The 11,473-nt window shown below is 73.3% G+C and carries 8 protein-coding genes; 4 read left to right on the top strand and 4 right to left on the bottom strand.

What is annotated here, in order from left to right:
• Nucleotides 1-74: 74 nt before the first annotated feature.
• From ACWGDE_RS29470 to ACWGDE_RS29485, 4 genes are all read right to left on the bottom strand, one after another.
• Nucleotides 75-1,316, bottom strand: coding sequence for a L,D-transpeptidase (locus ACWGDE_RS29470; protein WP_453392076.1), 1,242 nt, complete (start codon nt 1,314-1,316; stop codon nt 75-77).
• 112 nt (nt 1,317-1,428) lie between these two features.
• Entirely contained in the window at nt 1,429-2,178 is a 750-nt protein-coding gene (locus tag ACWGDE_RS29475) for a L,D-transpeptidase family protein (RefSeq protein WP_453392077.1), read from the bottom strand.
• Nucleotides 2,179-2,287: 109 nt separating this feature from the next.
• Nucleotides 2,288-4,450 (bottom strand): choice-of-anchor A family protein, encoded by a 2,163-nt coding sequence (locus tag ACWGDE_RS29480; RefSeq protein ID WP_453392078.1) that lies wholly within the window; start codon nt 4,448-4,450, stop codon nt 2,288-2,290.
• 149 nt (nt 4,451-4,599) lie between these two features.
• Nucleotides 4,600-5,796 carry an Ig-like domain-containing protein gene (locus ACWGDE_RS29485; protein ID WP_453392079.1) on the bottom strand — a complete coding sequence of 399 codons (1,197 nt, stop codon included), beginning with the start codon at nt 5,794-5,796 and terminating at the stop codon, nt 4,600-4,602.
• 281 nt (nt 5,797-6,077) lie between these two features.
• Here ACWGDE_RS29485 and glgX point away from each other — a divergent pair, with 281 nt between their 5' ends.
• From glgX to ACWGDE_RS29505, 4 genes are all read left to right on the top strand, one after another.
• Complete coding sequence (gene glgX / locus ACWGDE_RS29490) at nt 6,078-8,267, top strand: glycogen debranching protein GlgX (protein WP_453392082.1); 2,190 nt, start codon at nt 6,078-6,080, stop codon at nt 8,265-8,267.
• 125 nt (nt 8,268-8,392) lie between these two features.
• Nucleotides 8,393-9,613 (top strand): glycosyltransferase, encoded by a 1,221-nt coding sequence (locus ACWGDE_RS29495; RefSeq protein ID WP_453392083.1) that lies wholly within the window; start codon nt 8,393-8,395, stop codon nt 9,611-9,613.
• 9 nt (nt 9,614-9,622) lie between these two features.
• Nucleotides 9,623-10,162, top strand: a complete 540-nt coding sequence (locus ACWGDE_RS29500) for a WcaF family extracellular polysaccharide biosynthesis acetyltransferase (RefSeq protein ID WP_453392080.1) — start codon at nt 9,623-9,625, stop codon at nt 10,160-10,162.
• Entirely contained in the window at nt 10,159-11,283 is a 1,125-nt protein-coding gene (locus ACWGDE_RS29505) for a glycosyltransferase (protein WP_453392081.1), read from the top strand. The genes ACWGDE_RS29500 and ACWGDE_RS29505 overlap by 4 nt, the downstream gene beginning before the upstream one ends.
• The last annotated feature ends 190 nt before the right edge of the window (nt 11,284-11,473 follow it).

Below are 11,473 nucleotides of genomic sequence, written 5' to 3' on the forward strand. Positions count from 1 at the left end.
GCGCCGTTAACCGCCTGGGGGCCGGGTGCTGTGGGACACCGCACGGGGCCACCTCGACTACGTACCGGGGGGAGCTACTTGATCCACTCCGCCCAGTCCATGTTCCAGCCGTTCAGCCCGTTGTCGGGGGCGACCGTCTTGTCCTTGGAGTTCTTCACGACGACCACGTCGCCGATGATCGACTCGTCGAAGAACCAGGCGGCGGGCTGCTTGCTGTCGCCGGCGCCGCGGACGTCCTTGAGGCCCACGCAGCCGTGGCTGACGTTCTCGTTGCCGAACGTGCCCGACGAGGCCCAGTAGTTGCCGTGGACGAAGGTGCCCGAGGTCGTCAGGCGCATCGCGTGCGGGACGTCGGAGATGTCGTACTCGCCGCCGAAGCCGACGGTGGCGCCGTTCATCCGGGTCACCTTGTACTTCTCGCTGATGACCATCTGCCCGTTGTACGTGGTGTTCGCGGGGGCGCCGGCGGTGATCGGGATGTCCTTGATCACCTGGCCGTCACGCACGACCTGCATCTGGTGCTCGGCCGCGTCGACCGTGGTGACCTGGGAGCGGCCGATCTTGAAGGTGACCGTACGGGTCTGCTTGCCGTAGACGCCCGGGCGGCCTTCGACTCCGTCGAGGTTGAGCTTCAGGGTGACCGTGGTGCCGGCGGCCCAGTACTTCTCGGGGCGGAAGTCCAGGCGGTCGTTGCCGAACCAGTGGCCCTCGACCGGCACGGCCGGCTCGGCCGTGACCGTGATGGCCTTCTCGACGGCCTCGGGGTTGGTGATGCCCCGGGTGAAGTTGATCGAGACCGGCATGCCCACGCCGACGGTCGCGCCGTCCTCGGGCGTGTAGTGGCCGACGAACGTGTTCACCGGGGTGAGGGTGGTGAAGGTGGTGTCCTTCGCGGACTCGCGGCCCGCCTCGTCCTTGGCGACCGCGTGCACCTTGTACTCGGTGGCGGAGGCGAGGTTGCGGGAGGGCTCCCAGCTCGCACCGTCCTCGGCGAGCTTGCCCTCCACCGCGTTGCCCTTGGTGTCGGCGACCGTCACCGTACTGAGCTTGCCGCCGGTGCTCGATATCTTGAGGACGCCACTGGTGGCGACCTCCTTGGCCCCGTCGTCCGGCTTGATGCTCACGACGGCCTTGGACGCCTCGGTACCGGTCCCGCCGGTACCGCCGTCCGCGCCGCCGCTCCCGCCGGCGCCGCCGCCGTTGCCTCCGCCACTACAAGCGCTCGTCAGCAGCAGGGCCGCGCCCAGCAGGAGGGCCGGCAGGCCGGTGCGGACGCGACCGCGTATCGGCTGCAGGTTCACTCGTGTTCTCCCCATGTCCCCCGCGCGCGGGCAGTCGCGCGCTTACTGCCAGGAAATCACATGGGGGGATCACGGAAAGGTACGACCGTGTCACCGTTCCGTCCCAAGAGTCGCGACACGCCGCAGGTCAGTCCTCGGTACCGGGTTTGGTGCCCCAGACGTACACCGCGTCGCCCTCGGTGAGCAGGTTCCAGAGCCGTTCGGCGTCGGGGACGGAGAGGTTGACGCAGCCGGCGGAACCGCCGTGGGCGTAGAGGTCGCCGGGACGGCCGTGCAGGGCCTGGCCCTCGTCGAAGAACTGGGCCCAGGGCATGGGGGCGTCGTCGAAGAGCGTGGACCTGTGGTCCTTGCTGCGCCAGTAGACCTCGTGCCAGCCGGGGCGGGTCTCCTCGTCGTCGCGGCCGGTGCGCACGGGAACCGGCGGGAAGACGACGGTGCGCCCGCGCTGCACCCAGAGCAGCTGCCGCTCCAGGTCCACGCAGGTCACCCGGTGCGGGCGGACGGGACAGCCTCCGGCCGCGTTGGGGTCGGGCCGGGCGGCGACGGCGACCATGGTCCGGTAGGTGACGAGTCCGGCGTACCCGTCGGCGGGCCGCACCCCGTTGGCCCGCTGGAACCCCCGGACCGCCTCGCAGTCCCCGGCGTCCTGGACCCCGTCGACCGCGCGCCGCAGGTGTCCCTCCAGCTCCCGCTGGTAGGGGCCGGTCCCGGCGGTGCATGCCTCGGGGGCGCGAGAAGCGGAACCGGCCGCGGCCGCCGGCGAGGAGGCCGGGGCCGCCGCCATGACGGTTGCCGCCACGAGGACCGCGGCCGTGGCGGCCGCCCTGCCCCTCGATCCTGCCGCGCCGCCTGCGGTCCGTGTGGTCCCTGTGGTCATACGGGCCTCCTCGCGCCCGCCGTCCGGGCCGCTGGAGCCGAGCCAACCGGACCGGGGCGGGCCCGGCGCGGCGGGTGCGCCGACCGGGTCACCCGCCCACCCGGCCGGCCTACGCGTGCGGTCCCTTGCCGCCCTTGCCGTGGTCGTCGCGCTTGTTCTGCAGGGTGATCACCAGGCGGTGGTCCGGGGTCTGCGCGTCGAGGTGGAGCGGACCGGTGACCCGGTTCGCCGGAAGCACGTAGCCCTCGGGGACGGCCGTCTCCACCACGTAGTACCAGCCCTCCTCCAGGCGCGGGAACTCGCACACCCCGTCCCGGTCGGTGGCGCAGCCCGCCCGCTCCAGGCGGTCGGCGTTGATGCCGCGCGTCTGGAGGCCCGGGGTGTTGTTGGTCTCCCGCCACACCTCGAAGACCGCGCCGCGCAGCGGGCGCTTGGTCTTCGCGTCCTTCTTCAGGACCTTGATCGACCCGGTGTACTCGGGGTCCTCGCGCTTCTCGTTGGTGACGTTGACGACGATGCCCGTCCGCACGTCGTCCTCGCCGAGGTCGAACGGGGTGACCGGGTCCGCCGGCAGGTCGTACCCGGGCGGGGCCTGGACCTCCCGCCAGTAGTACCGCTCCCCGACCGGCAGCCGGACCGTGCAACTGCCCTGCGTGTCGGTCGTGCAGGAGACGTCGAGCTTCTCGTCGGGGTCGCCCCCGCCGGTCTGCAGGCCCTCGGTGTCGTTGGTCTCGCGCCACAGCTCGAAGCGGGCGCCGGGCAGGAAGGCCCCGGTGTCCTTGGCGGACTTCCAGAGCACCACCTCGGCACTGGCCGGGAGCTTGGCGTTGCTCATGCGGCCGCGCGCGCCCGCGGAGGCGTTCTGCGCGGTCAGGGTCAGCTCGGCGACGGAGTTCTCCGCGAGCTCGTATCCGTCCGGCGCCTTCGTCTCGCGCCAGTAGTACGTGCCGAGCGGGACGGTGCGGGAGCAGATGCCGCTCGCCGGGGTGACGCAGTCGGCGACCTTGGTGTCGGCGTCCGAGCCGGTGAACTGGGCTCCGGGGGTGCCGTTGGTCTCGCGCCACAGCTCGTACGCGGCACCCGCCAGCGGCCCGCCCGCACCGTCCTCCTTGAGGACGGACACCTCGCCCACGACCGGGACGGGCTCTCCGCAGTTCGGCAGGTCCCCGTTGAAGGGGTACGCGTGCATCTCCTGGCCGCCGCCCCGGGCGCTGGTGTGCACGAGCTCGCCGGTGGTGAAGAAGCGGCCGTTGGTCCCGGGCAGGGTCACGGTGGTCCGCGAGGACTGCTCGCCGACGAGCACGCTGCCCTGGAACTGCCCGCTGCCGGTCAGCTGGACGGACGTGGCGTCCGGGAAGTTCCACAGCAGCCGGGTGCGGTAACCGTTCCAGGCGTCGGCGGACGCCCCGGTGTCGTTGATGCTGCCGCTGAAGGTGCTGAGGGTACGGCTGGTTCCCAGGACGTTGACGAGGACGGTGGCGCCGGCCGGGATCCGCTCGAAGCGGATGCCGATGGCTCCGCCGCCCGCGCCGGCCATGTCGAAGTCCACGTTGAAGACCTGGAGGCTGGAGGTGTTGTCCCCGGTGAAGACGGTGAAGCCGTCCCGGTTGACGGCGGTGCCCGTCGCCGTGCGCGGCCGGCCGTCGACCCGGGCGTAGCAGCGGCTCGCCGAGGTGAGCTCGTCGCGCAGGCCGGCGTACGGGGCGGTCGCGGCCGGGTCGGCGACGAGGGGGCCGGTGACGGTGCCGGGGCCGGGGGCGGTGCCCGCATGGCGGACGACGCCGCCGTCGGAGATCAGCCGCTGGTTGGCGGCGACGGTGACGTTGCGGCCGGTGGTGAGGAAGTCCGAGCCGGCCGGGGGCCGCACCAGGGAGCCCGCGCCGACGATGCCGATGTTGTAGCCGCCGCCGGCCTCGGCCAGGTTCTTGTTCTGGTCGAAGCTGCCGAGGACGACGACCTTGCCCTCGGCCTCGGCGGCGCGTTCGCGGACCAGGAAGTCGGCGCCGACGAAGATGTTGATGCCCTCGTCGAAGCCGTTGGGGTCGTTGCCGACCTCGATCGGCGGGAACGGGTCGGGGCACCGGGCTCCGAGGCAGGGGCCGAGGCCCCCCGGCAGCGGGGCCCGCAGGGCGGTGGCCTCCCGGGCCTTCGCCTGCTGCTGCCCTCCGGGACCCGGGGCGGGCGGCGCCGCCAGGGCCGCGGGGGCGCCCGCGGCCAGTACCGCCCCGAGGGCGAGCCCCAGGGGCCCGAGGGTCCACTTCCTTGCTGACATGACGCTCCGTCCGTTGCCTTCCGACCTGCCCGCGACTGCTGCCCGTACAGGCTGGGGCCGGGTTCCGGCGCGGCGGACGAAGCGACACTCCCCCACTACGTCAAACCGGTACGACAATCACTCGACTGCTGCGGCGACGCGCCCGGGCCTCAGCCGACCGCGGAGCCGGCGACCCACGCCGGCCAGGACATGTTCCAGCCGCCCAGGCCGTTGTCCGGAGCGACCGTCTTGTCCTGCGAGTTCACGACCTCCACCACGTCCCCGACGATGCTGCGGTCGAAGAACCAGCCGGCCGGGGTGTCCGAGCCGCCGCCCTTGTTGTCCCGCAGGCCGATGCAGCCGTGGCTGGCGTTGGTGGAGCCGAAGGTGTCGGGGCTGGCCCAGTAGTTGCCGTGCAGGAAGGTCCCGGAGCGGGTCAGGCGCATGGCGTGCGGGACGTCGGGGATGTCGTACTCGCCGCCGAAGCCCACCGTCTGCCCGTTCATCCGGGTGACGTCGAAGAGCTCCATCACCACCATCTTGCCGTTGTAGGTGGTGTTCTTCGGCGCCCCGGCGGTGATCGGCACGGTGGACAGCAGCTCGCCGTCGCGCCGGACCTCCATGGTGTGCGCGGCCGCGTCCACGGTGGAGATCTGGGAGCGGCCGACGGTGAAGCGCAGGGTCTTGTCCTGGATGCCGTACGAGCCGGGCGCGCCCTCGACGTCCCGCAGGTTCATCTTGACCGTGACCTCGGTGCCGGGCTTCCAGTACGCCTTGGGCCGGAAGTCGAGGCGTTCCTTGCCGAACCAGTGGCCCGCCACCTCCACGGCCGGGTCGGAGGTGATGGTGATGGCCCGCTCCACATCGGCGCGGCGTTCGATGGACCGGCTGAAGTTGAAGGAGATGATCATGCCGGTGCCGACGGTGGAACGGTTCTCGGGCTTGAAGTAGCCGATGAACCGCTCCTCGGGAACATAGGTGGTGAAGGTGGTGTGCCGGGCCTGGCGGCGGTTGTGCCCGTCGAGCGCGACCGCGTCGACGGTGTACTTGGCCGCGAGCGCGAGCCGTCCCGCGGCCGGGTCGGGGCTCCAGCTGAGCCCGTCGACGGCGATGGCGCCGGGCACCTTCTCCTCCTGGGCGTCCTCCACCTTGGTGACCACGACGCGCTCCAGGCGGCCCTCGGGCACGGTGACCGTCAGGGGGCCCTCGGCGGGCACTCCCTTGGCGTTGTCGTCCGGGGTGATCCGGATCGCCTCGTCCGGTGACCGGGGTTTGCCGGGCAGCTGGATCTCGATCGGGGAGCCGCCGTCTTCGGTGCATCCGGACAGGCCTCCGAGGAGGCCCACCCATGCCGCCACGGCGGCCAAGCCCGCCCCTGCCCGCCTCGTCAGAAGAGTCACGTTCCACCAACGACCGGGCCCCTCCGAGGGAAACGTGGGCGCGGCTCGAGTTCCAGGCAGAACAGTCCGGGCAGAACAGTGGGAAGGACCAGACGGGGGCGGGCCCGGGCCGGGACGCCGGGGCCGCACTTTCCCACCCCTGCCGGTACCGAGAGCCGTGGAGGCGGGCAGTGTCGAGCGCAGCCGAACAAGAGACGGCGGAAGCCGTCGTGGACCATGTACGGAGCAGCCGGCCGGGCGGTCGGCTCGTGAGCCATGCGGTACGGGCGCGGACCCGTCCCGGACCACCGGTGTGGCCCGGGTCCTCGCATCCGCTCGGGGCCCGGTTCCACCAGGGCCCGGACGGCACGGCGGGGACCAACTTCGCGCTGTGGGCGCAGGGCGCGGAGGCGGTGGAGGTGTGCCTCTTCGCGGCCGACGGGACCGAGACCCGGTGCGCGCTGACGGAGTTGACCCACGAGATCTGGCACGGGTTCCTTCCGGGGGTGAGCCCGGGCCAGCGGTACGGATTCCGGGTGCACGGCCGCTGGGACCCCTGGACGGGGGCCCGCTACAACCCGGCGAAACTGCTCCTCGACCCGTACGCGCGGGCCGTGGACGGGGAGTTCGCCCTGCCGCCGGAGGTGTACGGGCACGTCCGCGACTGGCCGCAGCAGTACATCGCGGACACCGTGCGCGACGACCGCGACTCGGCGCCGCACGTCCCCAAGGGGGTCGTGGTCCACGACGACGACGACTGGTCGGACGACGTCCGGCCGAAGACCCCGTGGGCCGACTCGGTCATCTACGAACTGCACGTGCGCGGGTTCACGATGCGCCATCCGGGCATCCCCGAGCACCTGCGCGGCACCTACGCGGGCCTCGCGCACCCGGCGGCGATCGAGCACCTGACCGGGCTCGGGGTGACGGCGGTGGAACTGCTGCCGGTCCATCAGTTCGCCCACGAGGACCACCTGTTGCGCCGGGGCCTGCGCAACTACTGGGGCTACAACTCGATCGGCTACTTCGCCCCGCACGCGGCCTACTCCTCCAGCGGTACGGCCGGGCAGCAGGTCGGCGAGTTCAAGCGGATGGTCAAGGCGCTGCACGCGGCTGGGATCGAGGTCATCCTCGACGTGGTCTACAACCACACGGCGGAGGCGGGCGAGCTGGGTCCGACGCTGTCGCTGCGCGGGATCGACAACCGCGCCTACTACCGGCTCCAGTCGGACCAGCGGCGGTACGCGGACTACACGGGCTGCGGGAACACCCTGCACGCCGGGCGCCCGCACGTGCTGCGCCTGATCACGGACTCGCTGCGGTACTGGGTGACGGAGATGGGGGTGGACGGCTTCCGCTTCGACCTGGCGGCGGCGCTGGCCCGCTCGATGCACGACGTGGACATGCTGTCGCCGTTCCTCGCGGTGATCGCCCAGGACCCGGTGCTGCGGCGGGTGAAGCTGATCGCCGAGCCCTGGGACGTGGGCTCGGGCGGGTACCAGGTCGGTGCCTTCCCGCCGCTGTGGACGGAGTGGAACGACCGCTACCGGGACGCCGTCCGGGACTTCTGGCGGGGCGCACTGCCCGACGTACGGGACCTCGGGTACCGGCTGTCGGGCTCCAGCGACCTGTACGCGTGGGGCGGGCGGCGGCCGTACGCCTCGGTCAACTTCATCACCGCGCACGACGGGTTCACCCTGCGCGACCTGGTGTCCTACGAGTCCAAGCACAACGAGGAGAACGGCGAGGCGGGCCGGGACGGGACCAACGACAACCGGTCGTGGAACTGCGGGGCCGAGGGCGAGGTGCCCGAGGGCGGGGACCCGCGGATCGCGGGGCTGCGCCGGCAGCAGCTGCGCAACCTGCTGACCACGCTGCTGCTGTCGACCGGTGTGCCGATGCTGGTGGCGGGCGACGAGTTCGGGCGGACGCAGGGCGGCAACAACAACGCGTACTGCCAGGACAACGAGACGAGCTGGGTGGACTGGTCGCTGCTGGAGGACCCCTCCTGGCAGGGGCTGCTGGCGCTGGCCCGGCGGCTGCTGGCGCTGCGCCGCACTCATCCGGTGCTGCGGCGGCGGGCGTTCTTCTCGGGGAGCTCGCAGGCGGCGGACGGGCTGCGGGACCTGGCCTGGTTCACCCCGTCGGGCACGGAGATGACCGAGCGGGACTGGTACGCCCCGGCGGCCGCGGTGGGGCTGTACCTGTCGGGCCGGGACATCCCGGGCCGCGACGAGCGGGGGCTCCAGGTGACGGACGACAGCTTCCTGGCGCTGCTGCACTCCGGGGACCGGCCGGTGGCCTGGTCGCTGCCGGGGGCTCCGTGGGCGGCCTCCTACGAGCTGGTCCTGGACACCTCCCGGGAGGACCAGGAGCGGGCTCCGGCCACCCGCCACCGCGGGGGCGAGGTCCTGACGGTGCCGGCCCGGTCCGTGCTGCTGCTGAAGGTGGTGGGCTGAACGATCCCCGCGCACCGCCTCCCGGTGAAGGAAGGTGAATGAATAGGGTGATGCGCGCATCACCCTGAGGAAGAAGAGGAAGCGGGGGACGTCCAGTGTCGGCAACCGGTCAGCGGCGCCTCCTGCTGGTGTCCACGAACTACGCCCCCGAGCACACGGGCATCGGCCCGTACGCCACGCAGATCGCGGAGCACTGGGCGGGTCTCGGCCACGAGACCCACGTCCTGGCGGGCATGCCCCACTACCCGTCCTGGTCCCTCGATCCGGAGTACGAGGGGGTCCTGCGGCGGACGGAACGGCGTGCGGGGGTCACCGTGCACCGGCGCGCGCACACCGTTCCGCCGCGCCAGACCGCCCTGCGGCGGGCCCTCTTCGAAGGATCGATTCTGTTGCACGGCGCCCTGGCCCCGCCCCGGATGCGCGCGCCGGACGCGGTGCTCGCCCAGGTGCCGAGCCTGGCGGGCGGCCTGCTGGCCGCCCGGCTCGCGGCGCGCTGGAACGTCCCCTACGTCCCCGTCGTCCAGGACCTGATGGGCGCCGCCGCCGCGCAGAGCGACATCAGCGGAGGCGACAAGGCCGCCGCCGTGGCCGGGCGCACGGAGGCGTACGCGCTCAGGCGCGCCACCCTCGTCGGCGTCATCCACGAGACCTTCGTGGACCGGGTGGTCGGCATGGGCGTGGACCCGGAGCGGATCCGGCTCGTCCCCAACTGGTCCCACGTGCCGCTGCCCACCAGGCCGCGCGGCCGGACCCGCCGCCACCTCGGCTGGGCGCCCGGCCAGACCGTCGTACTGCACTCCGGGAACATGGGGCTCAAGCAGGGGCTGGAGGTCCTCGTCGGCGCCGCCCGGCTGGACCCGAGCGTCAGGTTCGTCCTGATGGGCGACGGGAGCCAGCGCTCCGCCCTCGCCGGCCTCGCCGCCGACGTGCCCAACCTGGACATCATTCCCCCCGCCGCCGACGGGGAGTTCTCCGACGTCCTCGCCGCCGCGGACGTGCTCGCGGTCACCCAGCACGCCGCCGTCATGGACATGAGCGTGCCGTCCAAGCTGACCTCCTACTTCCAGGCCGGCCGCCCCGTCGTCGCCTCCGTCGCGGCCCGGGGAGGGGCCGCCCAGGAGGTGGAGCGCTCGGGCGCGGGAGTGCTCGTACCGCCGGAGAACCCCGAGGCCCTGCTCAGGGCGGTACGGGCGCTGGCCGACAACCCCGCGGACGCGGACGCGCTCGGCGCGGCCGGGCCGCGCCACGTGGCGGCGCACCTGAGCCGCGAGGCGGGGCTGGCCCGCGTCGACGCCCTCATGGACGAGGCGCTGGCACGCCCCCGGCGGGGGCGGGACGGACGATGAGGGGCTGCCGTGCGTGATCTTCCCGCCTTCACGCGGGCCGGCTACGACAAGGGGCGCGGGCGGCTGACGCAGGCGCTCTGGTTCGCCGTGATGAACACGCTGTTCATGAGCTGGCTGTGCCCGGCCCGGCTCCGCGTCGCGCTGCTGCGGGCCTTCGGGGCCGAGATCGGCGAGGGCGTGCTGATCCGGCACCGGGTGCGGGTGCTGTGGCCCTGGAAGCTGACCGTGGGCGACCACGCGTGGATCGGCGAGGGCGCCTGGCTGCTGAACCTGGAGCCGATCACGATCGGCTCGCACGTCTGCGTCTCGCAGGAGGCGCTGCTGTGCACCGGCTCGCACGACCACCGGGCCGCCGACTTCCGCTACCGCAACGCCCCGATCACCGTCGAGGACGGCGCGTGGGTGGCGGTACGGGCCACCGTGCTGGCGGGCGTGACGGTCGGCCGGTGCGCGGTGGCCGGCGCGGGCTCGGTGGTCCACCGGGACCTTCCCGCCCTGACCCTCCAGACGCAGGACGGGCGCCGACGGCCGGTCGGGGAGCCCGGGTGAGGGTCCTGCACGCCGTGACCCTGCACTCCCCCACGCACGCCTTCGGCGGACCGGTCCGGGTCGCGCTGAACCTGGCGGAGGGGCTGCGGGGGCGCGGCCACGGGGCCGCGCTGCTGGCCCTCGGCGCGGGGTTCCCGGAGCCCTGGCCGACCTCGGTGGAAGGCGTCCCGGCGAAGCTGTTCCCGGCCCGCCGGGTGCTCCCCCTTGGCTTCAGCGGGATGACCTCGCCCGCCCTGCTGGCCTCGGCGGGCCGGCTCGTCCGGGACGCGGACGTGGTCCACGTCCACCTCGCGCGGGACCTGGTGACCCTGCCCGTGGCCCTGGCCGCGCTGCGCGCCCGCAGACCGCTCGTCCTGCAGACCCACGGGATGGTCGACCCGAGCGGCAGGATCCTGGCCAGGGTGCTGGACGCGGTGGCGGTGCGCCGGCTGCTGCGCGGCGCCGACGCGGTGCTGTACCTGACCCCGCACGAGCGGGAGGGCCTCGCCGCCGTGGCCGGCGGCGCGCTGCCCCGGGCGGTCCGGCTGCTCAACGGCACCCCCGCCCAGGAGCAACGGCCCGCCCCGTCCGGCCCGCCCCGCATCCTGTACTCGGCCCGGCTGCAGGCCCGCAAGCGCCCGGTGGACTTCGTGGACGCGGCCCCGGCGGTCCTGGCGGTGCACCCGGACGCGGAGTTCGTGGTGGCCGGCCCCGACGAGGGCGAGCTGGCGGCGGTCCGCGCGCGGGTCGCGTCCCTCGGCCTCTCGGCCCGCTTCACGATCCCGGGGGCCCTCTCGGGCACCGAGGTCCTGGCGGAGCTGCGCCGGGCCCACGTCTACGTACTGCCCTCGGTGGACGAGCCGTTCCCGATGTCGGTGCTGGAGGCGCTGTCGGTGGGGGTCCCATCGGTGGTGACCCACTCCAACGGCCTGGCGAAGCGGATCGCCTCGGCGGGGGCGGGGGCGGCGGTCACCCCGGGCCCGCGCGGCCTCTCCTCGGCGATCCTCGCCCTGCTGGCCCCCGCGGCCAATGCGTCGGCCTCCCTGGCATCCCGCGCCCTCGCGTCGGAGTCCTTCTCGATGGACACGGTCCTCGACACCCTGCTCCCCCTCTACGAGGCGGTACGGCGGCCGCCGCGCTGACAGACCCTGCGGTGCTCTTCCCCACCCCGCCCTTCCCCGTTCCCAGGACTCCGCCCGGACCCGGCCCTCAAACGCCGGACGGGCTGAAAGGGTCCCGGACTCCGCCCGGACCCGGTCCTCAAACGCCGGGCGGGGGGAAGGGGGGGCCCCGGGACCGCCCCCGCCCCCCGCCGAAAACGCCCCCGGCGGG

Source organism: Streptomyces sp. NPDC054956 (assembly GCF_053609185.1).

Coding starts and splice junctions, on each gene's coding strand:
- ACWGDE_RS29480 (WP_453392078.1), bottom strand. CDS start 4,450: ATGTCAGCAAGGAAGTGGACCCTCGGGCCCCTGGGGCTCGCCCTCGGG.
- ACWGDE_RS29470 (WP_453392076.1), bottom strand. CDS start 1,316: ATGGGGAGAACACGAGTGAACCTGCAGCCGATACGCGGTCGCGTCCGC.
- ACWGDE_RS29475 (WP_453392077.1), bottom strand. CDS start 2,178: ATGACCACAGGGACCACACGGACCGCAGGCGGCGCGGCAGGATCGAGG.